At 69.2% G+C, this 15,743-nt stretch carries 12 protein-coding genes and 1 pseudogene; 10 read left to right on the forward strand and 3 right to left on the reverse strand.

The genetic code is table 11. The features are described 5' to 3' along the window. The first annotated feature begins 62 nt into the window (after nt 1-62). Nucleotides 63-2,561: an RND family transporter gene (locus tag DJ74_RS14620; protein WP_094527711.1), complete on the forward strand. Its 2,499-nt coding sequence runs from the start codon at nt 63-65 to the stop codon at nt 2,559-2,561. On the opposite strand, the gene DJ74_RS14625 is transcribed toward DJ74_RS14620, so the two are convergent. Genes DJ74_RS14625 through DJ74_RS14635 form a run of 3 tightly spaced genes read right to left on the reverse strand, consistent with a single transcriptional unit; the run spans nt 2,558 to nt 5,441 of the window. Continuing rightward, the gene (locus DJ74_RS14625; protein WP_094527712.1) at nt 2,558-3,631 is read right to left on the reverse strand and encodes a metal ABC transporter permease; all 1,074 of its coding nucleotides are present in this window, start codon (nt 3,629-3,631) and stop codon (nt 2,558-2,560) included. The two genes, DJ74_RS14620 and DJ74_RS14625, sit on opposite strands and share 4 nt — an antisense overlap. Next, nucleotides 3,628-4,383, reverse strand: coding sequence for a metal ABC transporter ATP-binding protein (locus tag DJ74_RS14630; RefSeq protein ID WP_094523057.1), 756 nt, complete (start codon nt 4,381-4,383; stop codon nt 3,628-3,630). Before DJ74_RS14630 ends, DJ74_RS14625 begins: the two co-directional genes overlap by 4 nt. Next, nucleotides 4,380-5,441: a metal ABC transporter substrate-binding protein gene (locus tag DJ74_RS14635; RefSeq protein ID WP_094527713.1), complete on the reverse strand. Its 1,062-nt coding sequence runs from the start codon at nt 5,439-5,441 to the stop codon at nt 4,380-4,382. The genes DJ74_RS14630 and DJ74_RS14635 overlap by 4 nt, the downstream gene beginning before the upstream one ends. A 151-nt stretch (nt 5,442-5,592) precedes the next feature. Between DJ74_RS14635 and DJ74_RS14640 the strand changes: the two genes are divergently transcribed. The 9 genes and pseudogenes from DJ74_RS14640 to DJ74_RS14680 all read left to right on the forward strand — a co-directional run. Then, entirely contained in the window at nt 5,593-6,021 is a 429-nt protein-coding gene (locus DJ74_RS14640) for an SHOCT domain-containing protein (RefSeq protein ID WP_094527714.1), read from the forward strand. Nucleotides 6,022-6,122: 101 nt separating this feature from the next. Then, a complete protein-coding gene (locus tag DJ74_RS14645; RefSeq protein WP_094527715.1) occupies nt 6,123-6,368 on the forward strand; it encodes a YhbY family RNA-binding protein in 246 nt (81 codons plus the stop codon). Further along, nucleotides 6,368-7,285: a mechanosensitive ion channel family protein gene (locus DJ74_RS14650; protein ID WP_094527716.1), complete on the forward strand. Its 918-nt coding sequence runs from the start codon at nt 6,368-6,370 to the stop codon at nt 7,283-7,285. The genes DJ74_RS14645 and DJ74_RS14650 overlap by 1 nt, the downstream gene beginning before the upstream one ends. A 70-nt stretch (nt 7,286-7,355) precedes the next feature. Next, entirely contained in the window at nt 7,356-8,693 is a 1,338-nt protein-coding gene (gene trkA, locus DJ74_RS14655) for a Trk system potassium transporter TrkA (RefSeq protein ID WP_094527717.1), read from the forward strand. A 7-nt stretch (nt 8,694-8,700) separates the two neighbouring features. Continuing rightward, nucleotides 8,701-10,203 carry a TrkH family potassium uptake protein gene (locus DJ74_RS14660; RefSeq protein ID WP_094527718.1) on the forward strand — a complete coding sequence of 501 codons (1,503 nt, stop codon included), beginning with the start codon at nt 8,701-8,703 and terminating at the stop codon, nt 10,201-10,203. Nucleotides 10,204-10,309: 106 nt separating this feature from the next. Then, complete coding sequence (locus DJ74_RS14665) at nt 10,310-11,878, forward strand: TrkH family potassium uptake protein (RefSeq protein ID WP_094527719.1); 1,569 nt, start codon at nt 10,310-10,312, stop codon at nt 11,876-11,878. A 118-nt stretch (nt 11,879-11,996) separates the two neighbouring features. Continuing rightward, nucleotides 11,997-12,437 (forward strand): universal stress protein, encoded by a 441-nt coding sequence (locus DJ74_RS14670; protein WP_094527720.1) that lies wholly within the window; start codon nt 11,997-11,999, stop codon nt 12,435-12,437. Then, complete coding sequence (locus DJ74_RS14675) at nt 12,434-14,809, forward strand: amino acid permease (protein WP_094527721.1); 2,376 nt, start codon at nt 12,434-12,436, stop codon at nt 14,807-14,809. The genes DJ74_RS14670 and DJ74_RS14675 overlap by 4 nt, the downstream gene beginning before the upstream one ends. A gap of 89 nt (nt 14,810-14,898) precedes the next feature. Beyond that, nucleotides 14,899-15,738 (forward strand): annotated as a pseudogene (locus tag DJ74_RS14680) (universal stress protein); the annotation flags it as partial. Nucleotides 15,739-15,743 lie beyond the last annotated feature (5 nt).

Genomic DNA, 15,743 nt, shown 5'->3' on the forward strand with positions numbered 1-15,743 from the left:
GGCGACACCAATGCCCGCGCGTCTCCGAGCGACCGGGGGGCCCTGAGTCGACGGAGGCGACGGTGACCGCGGCCGACCGGCTCGTCGAGCGGGTCGACGAGCTCGTCACGGAGCGACCGGTGGCGGTGATCGCCGTCTTCCTCCTGATCAGCGTCGTCGCCGTCGGCGGGGTGGGGGGGATCACCACCTCGGCCGGCGCCGACCAGTTCACGCAGGACATCCCCGCCCAGCGCGCGCTCGACGACATCGACGAGGAGTTCGAGACGTCGATCGGCGGGTCGGCGACGTCGGCGCAGGTGATCGTCACCGGCGACAACGTGCTCTCGCGATCGGCGCTGATACGGGTCCTAGAGACTCAGGAGCGGCTGGAGTCGCGGTCGACCCTGAGAGTGAGCTCGACGACGAGCCACGCCGACGCGGTCGCCCGACGGTTGGACCCGACCGCGGAGACGCCGGGCGAGCGCCGCGACGCGGTCGCGGAGGCGACGCCGAGCGAGCTGCGGACTGCCATCGCCGACGCCGACGCGTCCGGCGCCGTCGCGGCGCAGGTGTCTGTCGACTACAACCCGACAGCCCAGCGAGCCGGGGCCGCCATCGTCGGTGTCACCTACGACCTGCCCGAGGCGGCCACGACGGCCCGAGTGACAGAGCTACAGACGCGGAGCGTCGACGTGGTCGACTCGGTGCCGGGCAACGAGGCCGGCGAGAACGCGGTCCTCTTCGGCGACGGGATCCTCCAGTCGGAGGTCACGGCGCTGCTGACCGACACCGCGGTCATCGTGTTCCCCGCGGCGCTGCTCCTGATATTGGGCTTCCTCGTGTTCGCCTACCGCGACCCGATCGACATGGGGATCGGCCTCGCCGCCCTGCTCATGTCGCTCCTGTGGACCTTCGGGTTCATGGGATACGCGGGGATCCCCTTCTCCGACTCCCTTATTACCGTCTTCCCGCTGCTGCTCGCGGTCGGGATCGATTTCGGGATCCACATCGTCAACCGCTACCGGGAGGAGCGCGGCGAGGGGCTCTCGATCGCGGCGGCGATGCGGACCACGACCGATCAGCTGTTGATCGCCTTCCTGCTGGTCACGATCACCACGGTGTTCGGGCTCGCCTCGAACCTCGTGAGTCCCTTCGAGCCTAACCGGGACTTCGGGCTCGTCGCCGCGGCGGGGATCACGTTCACGCTCACGGTGTTCGGCGTCTTTCTCCCGGCGACGAAGGTGGTGGTCAACCGCTGGCGCGAGCGGCTGCCGATCCCGGCGTTCGGCACGACGCCGCTCGGGTCGGGCGGCTCGCGGCTCGGGCGCGTGCTCCGCGTCGGGGTCGACCTCTCGAAGGTCGCGCCCGTGGCGGTCGTCGCCGTCCTGCTCGTCGGCGGCGCGGTCGGGGGCGCGTACGGGACCGGCGTGAACACCGAGTTCTCGGAGGAGGCGTTCTTCCCAGACGAGGACCGGCTGGAGGCGTACTCGAACCTGCCGGAGCCGCTCGCGCCGACCGACTACACCTTCCTCCGGGTGCTCACGCTGTTCGAGGAGGAGTTCGAGCAGAGCTTCGTCGGGAGCGTGACCCTGTACGTCGACCAGTCCGTGCGCGACGACGACGCCCTGGAGCTGATCGACCGGACAACGCGCGATCCGCCGGACGCCTTCGAGACGACCGACGAGCGCCGGGCCGCCTCCACGAGCGTCGTGACCGTCATCGAGGACCGGGCGGCGCGCGATCCAGAGTTCGGCGCGCTCGTGGACCGCAACGACCGGCTCGGGACGGGCGTCCCCGACCGCAACGTCGACGAGGTGTACGACGCGCTGCTCGACTCGCCCGACCGGGACCGGGCGCGCGGGTACCTCGCCGCCGACCGCGGGAGCGCGCGGATAGATTACACGATCCGCCCCGGCGCCGACGACTCGGAAGCGGTGGCCGGCGTCCGGGCGCTCGCGGAGCGCACTCCCTTGCAGGCGGTTCCGACGGGCGACCTCGTCGTCAACGAGGCCGTGATCGACCGGCTGACCGAGTCCGCGATCCGGAGCCTGATCGCCGCGTTCGTGCTCACGGCCGTGTTCCTCGCGCTCTCTTACGCCTACTTGGAGGGGAAGGCCGTGTACGGCCTGCTCAACCTCGTGCCCGTCCTCGTCACGGTCGGCCTGCTCGTGGGTTCGATGCGGCTGTTCGACATCCCCTTGACGCCGATCAACGCGCCGATCCTCTCGGTCTCGATCGGACTCGGCGTGGACTACACCGTCCACTTCGTTCACCGGTTCGTCGACGAGTTCAAGGCCGGAAACGCGGTCGAGGACGCGCTCGACATCACAATCGCGGGCACGGGCGGCGCGCTCACCGGGAGCATGCTCACGACCGTCTGCGGGCTCGGCGTCCTGTGGCTCGCCGTGATCCCGCTCCTGCGGGACTTCGGCGTGCTGCTCGCGCTCGGCGTGCTGTACGCGTACCTCTGTTCGATCCTGCTCGTCCCGTCGCTGGTGGTCGTCTGGAGCCGGTACGGCGACCGCGTCGGTCTCGGGCTCGACGGGACCCTCCGCGACGAGCCGACGGAGCGGGCCGACTAGTCGGTCGACTCTGCTCCGGCGACGTCGTCGCCGCCGACGTCGGTGCCCTCGCCCGTCGCCCGCTCGGCGCCGTCGACGCGCTCGGGGGCCTCGTCCCCCGCCCGCCGCGACTGGACCTTCCCGGCGAGCACCGCGACGATGTAGACGCCGACGGCGACGAGGACGATCGTCCCCCCGGCGGTGGTGTTGTAGTTGAACGACAGCGTGATCCCGGCAACCACCGCGATCTGCGCCAAGACGACCGACGCGAGGAGCGCCTCGCGGAAGCCGCGGGCGAGCTGGGCGGCGGCCGCGACGGGGACGACGAGCATCGCCGCGACGAGGATGACGCCCATGATCTGCATCGCCCCCACGACGACGAGGGCGGTCAGCGTCGTCATCAGACGGTTGTACCACGGGACGTTGATCCCGGCGACGCGAGCCGCCGTCTCGTCGAACGTGACGTACAGCAGCTGTTTGTACGTGACCGTGACGACGAGCGCGACGATCGCGAAGAGGACGACCAGCAGGACGGCGTTCTCCCGCGAGACCGTCGAGAGGTTGCCGAACAGGTACTGGTTGATCCCGACCGCGAGCCCGCCGGTGTTCAGGCTGATGAGGACCGCGCCGAGCGCGAACCCGGTCGAGAGCACGATCGCCATCGACACGTCGTTGTACGCGTCGGTGGTCTCGGCGATCAGCTCGATCGCCAGGGCGGCGATCACGGCGACGACGATCGCGGTGACGTACGGCGAGATCCCGGTCCCGAGCAGCGAGTTGACGAACAGCCCGACGGCGACGCCCGCGAACGCGGTGTGGGCGAGCGCGTCGCCGATGAGCGCGAGCTGCCGGTGGACGAGGAAGGTGCCGATCAGCGGCGCCATCACGGCGATGAGCGCGCCGACGAGGAACGCGTGGTGCATGAAGACGTACTCCAGCATCGCGATCCCGAGCCGGTCGCCGACCCAGCCGAGCCCGTCGCTCCACAGGCCGACGAGCCGCGAGAGGAGGTCGTACGGCGCGGAGAGGAGCGGGACGACGGCGGCGGGCGACGCCGCCGACGCGACGGCCGCGGAACCGGCGGGGGTCACGTGACGATCCCCCCTTCCTCGCGGCGGACGTTCGTCCCGTACGCGCGGTCGAGCGCGTCGCTCTCGGCGAACGCGGCCGGCTCGCCGTCGAAGTACACCTCGCGGTTGAGACAGACGACCCGCGAGGCGTGCTCGATGACGGCGCCGATGTCGTGTTCGACGAGGAGGACGGTGATCCCGTCGTCGACGAGCTCGTCGAGCAGGTCGAAGAAGGCGTCGACCGACTCGGCGTCGACGCCGACGGTGGGCTCGTCCAGGACGAGCAGTTCGGCCTCGCCGGCGAGCGCCCGCGCGATGTACGTCCGCTGGCGCTGCCCGCCCGAGAGCGCGGTGATCTTCCGGTCGGCGAGGTGTTCGATGCCGACCGTCGCCAGGGCGTCGCGGACGCGGTCGCGGTCGGCGGCGGTCACCCGGCCGAAGCCGGCGTGCGGGAACCGCCCCATGAGGACGACTTCGCTCACGGTGATCGGCATGCGCTTCTCGTCTTCGGTCACGTCCTGCGCGACGTAGCCGACGCGCTCGCGCTCCGCGAACGCCCGGGCGGGGTGACCGAGCAGCTCGGCCGACCCCGCGTCGGGCTCGTGGAGGCCAAGAAGGAGGCGGAGCAGGGTGCTCTTCCCGGAGCCGTTCGGCCCGACGATCCCGACGTACTCGCCGCGGTCGACCCGCAGGTCCACGTCCTCGACGACCGGCGTCGCGGCGTAGCCGAACGTCAGCCCGCGGACGTCGACGAGGGGGGTGTCACCGCTCATGGCTCGAAGTTCCGGCCGTAGTCGGCGAACGTCACGTCCTCGGGGTCGTCGAGACCGAGGAGGATCCGGAAGGTGGGCAGGTTCACCTGACGGGCGATCTCGAAGTACCCCCACCCCCGCTCGACCCAGGACTCGGCGGTGCCGGCGTACGGCGTCACCGGGAAGTACGCCTCGACGTCGGTCTGCTCCAAGAGCTGTCTCGCCGGCCGGATCGGCTCGAACACGGCCGCGCCGATGTGTCGGATGTCGTTGGCGGCGATCGTGTCCTGCGCCCGCTGCATGTCGGCCGGCCGGACGTCGTTGCTGGCCGCGAGGTTCACCACCAGCGGCTCGATCGTCGCGCCGTAGCGCTCCGAGACGTAGGCGAAGGCGTTGTGTGCGGCGAGGAACGCCACGTCGCGCTCGGCGGCGTCGAAGACGGCCGTCCACTCCTCGTCGAGCGCGTCGAGCTCCGCGTCGATCGCGTCGGCGTTCTCGCGGATCGTCGCCTCGTCGTCGGGAGCGAGCGCCGCGAGCCCGTCCGCGACGTTCTCGACCGCGACCTTCGCGCGCTGGGGGTCGAGCCAGAAGTGCGGGTCCTTCGCGTCCTCGACCGCCTCGTCCTCGGTGAGCGAGTCGGCGAGGTCGAGCAGCTCGACGCCGGCCCGGGCGTTGATCAGCGCCGTCTCGGTCGACTCCGCCTCCAGCGTCTCGATCGCGCGGTCGACCCACGGCTGGAAGTCGGGGCCGACGTGGACCAGCGCGTCGGCGTCGGTGATCCGGCGCTGGATCGACGGGTCCGGCTCCCAGCCGTGACCGTGGAGGCCCGTCGGCACGAGGTTCTCGACGCTCAGTGCCGTCCCCTCGGCGAGCGTGTCGGCGAAGTCGTAGAACGTGAAGAAAGAGGCCACGACCGTGTACTCTCCGTCGTCGGCTCCCTCACCGTCGCTTCCGCCGCCGGTTCCCGGATCGGCGGCGTTCCCCGTGCAGCCGGCGAGACCCCCCGCGAGGACGCCGGCGCCGATGCCGGCGAACCGCCGTCGAGAGACGCCCGCGGCCTCGTTCGTGTCGGTGCGCATTACCGACCGTTTGACGGTAGGAACATAATACGCTTTGGGTCTAAGAAAAAAATTAGATGGATCTAACTCTGGCCGCGGCCGGGAGAAACGGCGACGGAGCGCCCCGAGGCCGCCGATACGATTTAGTCGCCACACCGAGAGGACCGGCACGATGGCGGAGTCCTCCCTGCGCGAGCGGTTCGAGCGAAACGCGAGCGAGATCGCGGGCACGGTCGTGACGGGAGCGTGGCTCGCGGCCCTGTTCCTCGGCGTGGAGTGGTGGCTCCCGCTGATGCTGTTCGGCTACATCGTCGTCGTGCCGGTGGTCGGGATGCTGTTCGACGGGGACGAGGAGGCGGGGCGGGCCGAGGGACCCGCGGTCGACCGGACGTCGGAGAGCGACGCGGTCGACGAGGAGCCGGCGGGCACGCGGGACGCGCTCGACCGACTCCGGAGCCGGTACGCCGAGGGCGACCTCACCGACGAACAGTTCGAGCGGAAGCTCGACCGGCTCCTGGAGACGGAAACGCCGGAAGACGCCGCCGAGTACGTGCGGCGAGAGCGCTCCCGGGAACCGACGCGCGACGTCGAACGCGAGTAGATGACCGCGGCCGATCCGGGCGCGAGCGTCGCCCGCAGGGCCCGAACGGCCCGTCGCCCGCGAACCTCAAGCTTCAACTGCCGCGACCGAGTGATCGACGTATGAGCGACCAACAGCTCCGCAAGGAAGCGCACGACCTCGACGTCACCGTCTGGGTCGGGAAGAAGGGCGTCGACGCCGTCGTCGACGAGACGGCCGACCAGCTCGACGACGCCAAGCTCGTGAAGGTGAAGTTCCTCCGGGCGGCCCGAGGCGGGACCACGACCGACGAGCTCGCCGCGGAGCTGGCCGACGCCGTCGACGCCCAACTCGTGGAGACGCGAGGGAACACGGCGGTGCTCCACTGATGGGCGCCGCGGGCGGGACGAGCGACGTCGTCGCCGTCGCGGGGACGCTGGAACCGTTTCTGGGGCCGCTGACCGGGTTCGTCATCGACGCAGCGATATTCTTCGCCGTCGTTTTCGCGACGTACCTGCTGTATAAGACGGTCATCGCGCCGCTCGTGCTGCGGCTCTTCGACAGGCGCGGCCTCGACGAGCACGCGCGGCGGCCGCTCGGGAAGATCGTCGCGTTCCTCGTGCTGTTCGCCGGCGTCACGGTCGCGTTCGGCGCGGCGGGGTATCAGGGGTTCCTGCGGTCGCTGGCGACGATCGCCGCCGCGGCGACGCTCGCGATCGGCTTCGCGCTCCAGGACGTGATCAAGAACTTCGTCGCGGGCGTGTTCATCTACACCGACAAGCCGTTCCGCATCGGCGACTGGATCGAGTGGAAGGATCACTCGGGAGTCGTCGAGGACATCTCCTTCCGGGTCACCCGCGTGCGCACGTTCGACAACGAGCTTCTCACGGTGCCGAACCACGCCCTGACGAGCGACGTGGTGAAGAACCCGGTCGCGAAGGGGACGCTGCGCCTGAAGTTCGTCTTCGGGATCGACTACGAGGACGACGTCGAGAAGGCGACGGACATCATCGTCGAGGAGGCGGAGCAGAGCGACGCCATCCTCGACGACCCCGCGCCGTCGGTCCGGCTCAACGAACTGGCCGACTCGTACGTCGGCCTGCAGTCGCGGATCTGGATCGACGACCCGTCGCGGGCCGACTTCGTGAAGGCGCGGGCCGACTACGTGAAGGCGGTGAAAAAGCGGTTCGACGAGGAGGACATCTCGATCCCGTTCCCGCAGCGCACCGTCTCCGGGCGGAACGAGTGGACGGACCCCTCGTCGTTCGGCGGGGCGGCGGAGGCCGGGATCGGCGGGGACTCGTAGCCCGCTCCTCCCGGCGACCGCGGCGACACCGATAGTAACGAACTTGAGGGTCGGGTAACTCGTTGTGTCCATGCATGTGGTCGTTATCGGGGCCGGCGAGGTCGGCACGAGCATCGCTGGGAGCCTCTCGTCGGACCACGAGGTCGTCGTCGTGGACGTCGACGAGGACCGCGCGGAACAGCTCAAGTACGAGATCGACGTGCTCACCATCGCCGGCGACGGGACGACCTCCGATATCCAGACGGCGGCGGAGGTCGGCCGCGCGGACATGGTCATCGCCTGCACCGACAACGACCAGACGAACCTCGTCGCCTGCGGCACCGCGAAGACGCTGGGCGACGGGTTCACCATCGCCCGCGTGAAGAGCACGGACTTCCTCCGGACGTGGGAGGGGAGCGAGGGCGCCTTCGGCGTCGACTTCATGGTGTGTACGGACCTGCTGACCGCGGAGAATATCGTCCGGGTCATCGGGCTCCCGGCCGCGATCGACGTCGACCCGTTCGCGAGCGGGATGGTCCAGATGGCCGAGTTCGAGATCGCGGAGGAGAGCCCCATGGCCGGGCAGACCGTCGCCGAGGCGGACCGCTTCGAGTCGCTCACGTTCGTCGGGCTGTTCCGCAACGGGGAACTGACGATCCCGCGCGGCGACACCGGGATCAAGGCCGGCGACCGCGCGGTGGTAATCGGGAGCCCGGAGAGCGTCCAAGCGTTCGCGACCGACGTCGACCCGCGCACGACGCCGGACGACGCGGACGACATCGTGATCGTCGGCGGAAGCGAGATCGGGTATCAGACCGCCCGTCTCCTCGGGGAGCGAGAACTGCAACCCCGGATAATCGAGCAGGACCCCGACCGCGCGCGGTGGCTCGCCGAGCAGCTTCCGAAGGCGGTCGTCATGGAACACGACGCGACCGACACGGAGTTCCTCTCCCGCGAACACGTCGACGAGGCCGACATCGTCGTCACCGCGCTCCGCTCCGACGAGAAGAACCTCCTCGTGTCGGTGCTCGCCAAACGGCTCGGCGTCGACCGCGTGATCGCGGTCGTCGACAGCCCGGACTACGTCACCGTCTTCGAGGAGATCGGGATCGACATCGCGATCAACCCGCGGACCGTGACCGCCGAGGAGATCACGCGGTTCACCTACGAGAGCGTCGCGGAGAACATCGCCGTGTTGGAGAACGACCAGGCGGAGGTCCTCGAGCTGGAGCTCACCGAGGGATGCGGGCTCGTGGGGCGACCGATCTCGGAGCTCGTCGCCGACACCGACGCCCGGTTCGTCATCGGCGCGATCACCCGCGATCACCAGCTCGTGACGCCGCGCGGGGACACGGTCCTCCGGCCGGGCGACCACGTGATCCTGCTCGTGGACTCCGACTCCGTGGGCGAGATCGCGTCGATGGCGTGAGCGGTCCGTGACCACCGGGATCCGGGTCGGTTGGCGGGCGAGCTTGGGTCTCACCGGCGACGTCCTTGCCGCCCTCCCGGTTCCGCTCGCGTTCCCGCTGCTGACCGCGTTTTATTACGGCGAGTCGCCGCTCCCGTTCGTGGCGGCTATCGCGGTCTCGCTCGCGCTCGGCGCTTCGTTCCGGTCGGTGCAAGACCCGGCGGAGGACCTCGGGCCGCGCGAGGCGTTCCTCGCGGTGGCGCTGATCTGGTTCCTCGTCGCCGCGGTCGGCGCGATCCCGTTCGTCGTCGCGGGCGTCGGGACGGTCGCGCACCCGGTGAACGCGATGTTCGAGGCGATGAGCGGGCTGACGACGACCGGCGCGACCGTCCTCGTCGACTTCTCGCTCCACTCGCGCTCGGTCATGATGTGGCGACAGGTGATCCAGTGGCTCGGCGGGCTCGGAATCCTGATCCTAGCGACCGCGGTGCTGTCCGAGATCGGGGTGGGCGGGGCGCAGCTGATGGAGACGGAGTCGCAGACCCAGGACGTCAACAAGCTCACGCCGAAGATCTCCCGGACCGCGCAGCTCATCTGGGGGATCTACGTCGGGCTGACGGGGGTCGCGGTAGTCGTCTACTTCCTGCTCGGGCTCGCGTTCGACCCGCAGATGGACCTGTACAACGCGGTGGCGCACGCGTTCACGTCGGTCGCGACCGCAGGGTTCTCCCCGGAGCCGCAGAGCGTCGGCGCGTTTCACCCGGTCATCCAGTGGGCGGTGGTCCCGTTCATGGTGATCGGCTCGACGAGCTTCGTTCTCATCTACTTCGCCATCAACGGAGAGCCGATGCGCCTGTTGAAAAACGAGGAGTTCCACTTCTACCTCGGCGCGATGGGGACGCTCGCGTCGATCGTCGCCTTCGCGTTGTTCCTCGATCCCAGCGTCACGTTCGGCACGGAGGGAACGGTACGCCACGCCGTGTTCAACGTCGCGTCGATCGTGACGACGACGGGGTACGCCAGCACCGACTACGTGGCGTGGGCGCCCGCGGCGAAGCACATGCTGTTCATGGGGATGTTCATCGGCGGGATGGTCGGTTCGACGACCTGTTCGATCAAGTCGCTGCGGTGGCTCGTCGCGCTGAAGACGTTCCGCCGGAACCTCTACACCGCCATCCACCCGGAGGCGGTTCGGCCGGTTCGAGTCTCGGGGAAACCGGTCGACGAGGGGGCGATCCGCGACATCTACGCGTACCTCCTCTTGAGCATCGTGATCTTCTTCCTGCTCACCGTCGTGATCGTCGTCGACGCGGAACGGGCGGGTCTCCGGGTGACCGAGTTCGAGGCGCTCGGCGCGGCGGCGACGACGTTCCTCAACATCGGTCCCGCCTTCGGCGAGGCGGGCCCGTACGGGACGTTCGCGTCGTTCCCGATGAGCACGCGCGCCGTGATGATCGTCCTGATGTGGATCGGGCGGATCGAGATAATCCCGGTACTCGTGCTGTTCACGAAGGCGTTCTGGACGTCGTGAGAGCCGGCAGGCGGACGAATCGACAGTCCCGCGACGCCACCGTGATCGGCTTTCCTTCGACAGTTTAATACAGCGAACGGGCCTCTCCAATAGCGATCCAACACACATGTCCTGGGGCGTCAACTGGAAGGCGAGCGTGGGGCTTCTCGGGGTCGGGATCAAGTACCTCGCCGTCACGATGCTGGTGCCGCTGGTCGTGGCGCTCGTGTACGGAGAGGACATCTGGGTGTTCCTCGTCTCGATGGCGCTCGTCGCCGCGATCGGGTTCGCGGTAGAGCGGGTCGACCCGGACCCGGACCTCGGGCCCCGGGAGGCGCTGCTTTTCGTCTCGCTCGCGTGGATCGCGGCCGCGGCGATCGGCACCGTTCCGTACCTGCTCGCCGGCTACGGGACGGAGTCGACGATCGGGCTCCAGGTCGGGTCGGTCGGCGCGTTCACGGAGTCGGTGATCAACGCCCTGTTCGAGTCGATGAGCGGGTTCACGACCACGGGCGCGACCGTCCTCGGCGAGATCAGCACCGACCGCCACTCCCACGCCGTGCTGATGTGGCGACAGCTCACGCAGTGGCTCGGCGGCATGGGGATCATCGTCCTGATGATCGCCATCCTGCCGGAGGTCGCCGTCAACGGCGCCCAACTGATGGAGTCGGAGGCGCCCGGCCCCGAACTCCAGAAGCTCACGCCGAAGATCGCGGAGACCGCGCGCGCGCTCTGGCTGATCTACTTCGGCTTCACCGTGGTGTACATCGCCATCCTGTACGGGCTCCACCTCGCCGGGATGGCGCCGAACATGAACCTGTTCAACGCGATCGCCCACGGGTTCACCACCCTCCCGACCGGCGGGTTCTCGCCGCAGGCCGACAGCATCGCGGCGTTCTCGGCGATCGTGCAGTGGGTCGTCATCCCGTTCATGCTCATCGCCGGCGTCAACTTCGCGCTGTTCTGGCACGTGCTGCGCGGGGAGGCGGAGGTCATGCTGGAGAACGCGGAATTCCGTGCGTACGCCGGCGCCGTCGCGGTCGTGACGGCCGTTCTCGCGGTGATGCTGTTCCGCGGCGCGGCGCCGCCGATCGAACTGGGCGGTGCGACGCAGGGGGTGACCGAGAACTCGCTCCGGCAGGCGGCGTTCCAGATCGGGTCGCTGTTGAACTCCACCGGGTACGCGACTGCCGACTTCGTGCAGTGGGACACCGACGCGCAGATCCTCCTGATGTTCGCGATGTTTATCGGCGGTTCCGCCGGCTCGACCGGCGGGGGCGTCAAGATCGTCCGGTGGCTCATCGTCGGGAAGGCGATCCGCCGCGAGCTGTTCACCACGGCCCACCCCGACGTCGTGCAGCCGGTTCGCCTGAGCGGAAGCGTCGTCGACGAGGACGCCATCCGCGGCATCATGGCGTTCACGCTGCTGTACCTCGTCCTGTTCGGCGTCTCGGCGGTGTTCCTTTCGCTGGACACCACCCGGGTCGGTATCCAGCTGACGATGCTGGAGTCGACGAGCGCCTCGCTCGCGACGATCGGGAATATCGGGCCGGGGTTCGGTCGGCTCGGCCCGTTCGGGAGCTACCTCTTTTTCCCCGACACGTCGAAGCTGCTGATGGTGTTCCTGATGTGGATCGGCCGGCTGGAGATCGTCCCGGTGCTCGCGGTGTTCATCTCGGCGATGGACGGCCGGTGACAGGAGGTCAAAAACTACAAGCGGTGCGTTTTCAGCGCCGAAAACAGCTTCTAACCGCGTTTAATTGCTCGGTTGTGCAGAGCGTATCTTCTTAACTGACGAGAGTATGAATGTGGGTATGACGAGCACCGACCAACCGGAGGGAGGAGGCCTACTCGATCACGTTCTCCTGCCAGTGGCTCACGAGGAGGACGCGATGTCGACGGCGCTGGCGCTGGAACCGTATCGACCGGAGCGGGTCACGGCGCTGCACGTCGTCGAGAAGGGCGACGGCGTCCCCGACAAGACGCCCGTCGAACAGTCCGAGGAACTGGCCGCAGAGTCGTACGATGCGGTCCGATCGGTGTTCCCCGACGCCGGCGAGCACACCGCCTACTCGCGGGACATCGTGGGCGCTATCTTCGACGCGGTCGACGAGGTCGATGCGAGCGCTATCGCCTATCAGTCTCGGGGCGGGAACCGGCTCGTCCAGTTCCTCTCCGGCGACCTCTCAGTGAAGCTCGTGACGGAGTCGCACGTGCCCGTGGTCGCGCTCCCGCGCGAGGGATCCACCGAATGAGCGACGAGGAGCTGGCCAAGGACCTCGGTCCCCTCGCCGCGCTCACGATCGGGATCGGGACGATGATCGGGGCCGGCATCTTCGTGCTCCCCGGGACCGCGGTCGCGCGGGCCGGTCCGCTCGCGGCGTTCACGTTCGTCCTCGGTGGCGTCATCGCCCTGTTCACGGCGCTTTCAGCCTCCGAGCTCGGGACGGCGATGCCGAAGTCCGGCGGCGCGTACTTCTACGTCAACCGGGCGCTCGGGCCCATGTTCGGCTCCGTCGCCGGGTGGGCGAACTGGCTCGGGCTCGCGTTCGCCTCCGCGTTCTACATGTACGGCTTCGGCGAGTACGTCAACGCGCTCCTCGGGCTCGGCCCGGTCGGGCTCGGCCCTGTGACGCTGGAGGCCGCCCAAGTGATCGGGCTCGCCGGCGCGCTGCTGTTCATCGCCGTCAACTACTTCGGCGCGAAGGAGACGGGCGGGCTCCAGATCGTCATCGTCATGTCGCTTTTGGGCATCCTCGCCGTCTTCACCGTCGTCGGGCTGCTGAACGCCGACATGGAGTCGCTGCGGCCGATCGCGCCGCCGGGGACGACGAGCCAGGTGCTCCCGGTGACGGGGATCATCTTCGTCTCGTACCTCGGCTTCGTCCAGATCACCTCGGTCGCCGAGGAGATCAAGAACCCCGGGCGGAACCTCCCGCTCGCGGTCCTCGGCTCGGTCGTGATCGTCACGGTCGTGTACGCGCTGTTCCTCGTCGTGCTGCTCGCGGCGGTCCCGAACGAGCTCGTCGCGAACAACGAGACCGCGGTGGTCGACGCCGCCCGCCTCCTCTTCGGCAACTACCAGGTGTTCGGCTTCTCGCTGGGCGCCGTCGGCGCCGGGATGCTCCTGATCGGCGGCCTGCTCGCGACCGCCTCCTCGGCGAACGCCTCGATCCTCTCGTCGTCGCGGATCAACTTCGCGATGGGCCGCGAGAAGATCGTCACCCCGAAGCTCAACGAGATCCACGACCGCTTCGGCACCCCGTACAAGTCGATCGCGCTCACAGGCGCGCTCATCCTCGTGTTCCTCGTCGCCGGCGGCGTCGAGTCGCTGTCGACGATGGGATCCGTGCTCCACCTCATCGTCTACGGCCTGCTCAACATCGCGCTCATCGTGATGCGCGAGTCGGGGGTCGAGGGGTACGACCCCGACTTCGAGGTCCCCTTCTATCCGTTCGTTCCGATAATCGGGACCCTCTCGTCGTTCGCGCTGATCATCTACATCGAGCCGACGATCATCCTGATCTCGTTCGGCCTCGTCGCCTTCGCCCTGCTCTGGTACCTGCTGTACGCCCGCCGGAAGGTGGAGGCGCGCGGCGTGCTGGGGGCGTGGATCCTCGACCGCTCCGACGAGCTGCCCAAGGCCGCCGTGTCGGCGGCCACGTCGGTCCAGCCGAGCGGCGACGACTACCGCGTGATGGTGCCGCTCGCGAACCCCGCGACCGAGGAGCACCTGATCACGCTCGCGTCGGCCATCGCCAAGCAGCGAAACGGGACGGTCGTCGCGGTCAACATCGCGAACGTCCCGGACCAGACGTCGCTGGAGGCCGCCCGCGACCGCGGCGCCCACGATGCGGCGCACAGTCTCCTCGATAAGGCCCGTGAAGACGCCGAGACGTTCGGCGTCGACGTGGAGACGCACGTCGTCCTCTCGCACCGCGTGTTCGAGGAGGTGTTCGACGCGGCCCGGACCTACGGCGCCGACATGACCGTGATGGGCTGGGGCGAGGACTCGCACGGGTCGCCCGGGCGCGCGGAGACGGCGGTCGACGAGCTCGCGCACTCGCTCCCGTCGGACTTCCTCGTGTTCCGCGACCGCGGGTTCGACCCCTCGCGGATCCTCGTGCCGACCGCCGGCGGACCGGCCTCGGACCTCTCCGGCGCGGTCGCCAAGATGCTCCAGACGGAGTTCGACGGCGAGGTCACGCTGCTGCACGTCGCCGACGACGAGAGCGCCGGACGGCGCTTCCTCATGGGGTGGGCCGCCGAGCACGACCTCGCCGACGCGACGCTCCGCGTCGAGAGCGGCGACATCGAGGAGTCGATCGAACGGGCCGCGCGCGACGCGACGATGGTTATCATCGGCGCGACTCAGAAAGGGCTGCTCTCGCGGCTGGTGAGCGGCTCGCTCGTGTTGGAGGTGCTCGAAGACGTGGAGTGTTCCGTGCTGCTCGCGGAGAAGCGCGACGACCGCGGCGTCTGGGCTCGGCTGTTCGGGAGCGGGGCACGGGAGAACGCCCCTGACGATGTCACGGCCGACGCCGCTGAGGCGGGCGACGCGACCGCCGAGGCGCGAGGCGACGGCGGGGTCGGACGGGCGGAAGCGGACGAGCAAACGGAGGAGTAGCCGAACGGAGAAATGAGCGAACCGGACGAACGAGCGACCGGGCGGCCACCGAGGGCGTCGTGACCGCGTTCGGGGCGGCGAACGGGGTCGGAACCGACGGGCCGACGGTGATGGTCGCCGTGTCGAACCCGCGCACGGAGAGCGCGCTCGTCACGCTGGCCGGCGCGGTCGCGAGTCACGAGGGGGGTCGCGTGCTCGCGACGCACATCGTCACCGTTCCGGACCAGACGTCGCTGGAGAAGGCGGCCGAGAACCGGACCGACCTCGACGACTCGTCCGAGGAGCTGTTGGCCGCCGCGGCCGCCGACGCCGAGGCGTTCGACGTGCCGATCGAGACGAAGACGATCCTCTCGCACCGCGGGATCGAGGAGGTGTTCGACGCCGCGCGGACGAACGACGCCGACACCGTCGTGATGGGCTACGGCGGGACGCGGTTCGTGGGCGGGCGCGTCGAGGGCTCGCTGGACGAACTCGCCCGCGATCTCCCGTGCGACTTCCTCGTCTTAGACGGCCAGCGGCTGGACCTCTCGAAGGTGCTCGTGCCGACCGCCGGCGGCCCCTCCTCCGACCTCTCCGCCGAGGTCGCGAGGGCGCTCCGAGACGAGATCGACGTGGACGTCTCGCTGCTGTACGTCGTCGACCCGGGAGACGAGGCGGCCGGCCGGGAATTCCTCACCGACTGGGCGGCGGGCCACGGCCTCGGCGACGCCGACCTGCGCATCGAGGCGGGCGGCGTCGAGGAGACGATCGGTCGCGTCGGCGAGGAGTACGACCTCGTTATCGTCGGTGCGACCGAGCGCGGACTGCTCTCGCGGATCGTCCGCGGGTCGCTGGCGTTCGAGACGATAGAGACGCTCGACACCCCGGTGCTGCTCGCGGAGCGGCCGTCCTCGCGGTCGCTGTGGGAGCGGCTGTTCGGCGGGCGCTGAGGGCG

This window comes from Halorubrum sp. Ea8, assembly GCF_002252925.1.
In the GTDB taxonomy this organism is placed as follows: Archaea; Halobacteriota; Halobacteria; order Halobacteriales; family Haloferacaceae; genus Halorubrum.

What these genes read in the sequence shown, in the direction of transcription:
- DJ74_RS14630 (WP_094523057.1), bottom strand. Translation starts at nt 4,383, where the DNA reads ATGAGCGGTGACACCCCCCTCGTCGACGTCCGCGGGCTGACGTTCGGC.
- DJ74_RS14635 (WP_094527713.1), bottom strand. Translation starts at nt 5,441, where the DNA reads ATGCGCACCGACACGAACGAGGCCGCGGGCGTCTCTCGACGGCGGTTC.
- DJ74_RS14640 (WP_094527714.1), top strand. Translation starts at nt 5,593, where the DNA reads ATGGCGGAGTCCTCCCTGCGCGAGCGGTTCGAGCGAAACGCGAGCGAG.
- DJ74_RS14645 (WP_094527715.1), top strand. Translation starts at nt 6,123, where the DNA reads ATGAGCGACCAACAGCTCCGCAAGGAAGCGCACGACCTCGACGTCACC.
- DJ74_RS14650 (WP_094527716.1), top strand. Translation starts at nt 6,368, where the DNA reads ATGGGCGCCGCGGGCGGGACGAGCGACGTCGTCGCCGTCGCGGGGACG.
- trkA (WP_094527717.1), top strand. Translation starts at nt 7,356, where the DNA reads ATGCATGTGGTCGTTATCGGGGCCGGCGAGGTCGGCACGAGCATCGCT.
- DJ74_RS14665 (WP_094527719.1), top strand. Translation starts at nt 10,310, where the DNA reads ATGTCCTGGGGCGTCAACTGGAAGGCGAGCGTGGGGCTTCTCGGGGTC.
- DJ74_RS14670 (WP_094527720.1), top strand. Translation starts at nt 11,997, where the DNA reads ATGACGAGCACCGACCAACCGGAGGGAGGAGGCCTACTCGATCACGTT.
- DJ74_RS14675 (WP_094527721.1), top strand. Translation starts at nt 12,434, where the DNA reads ATGAGCGACGAGGAGCTGGCCAAGGACCTCGGTCCCCTCGCCGCGCTC.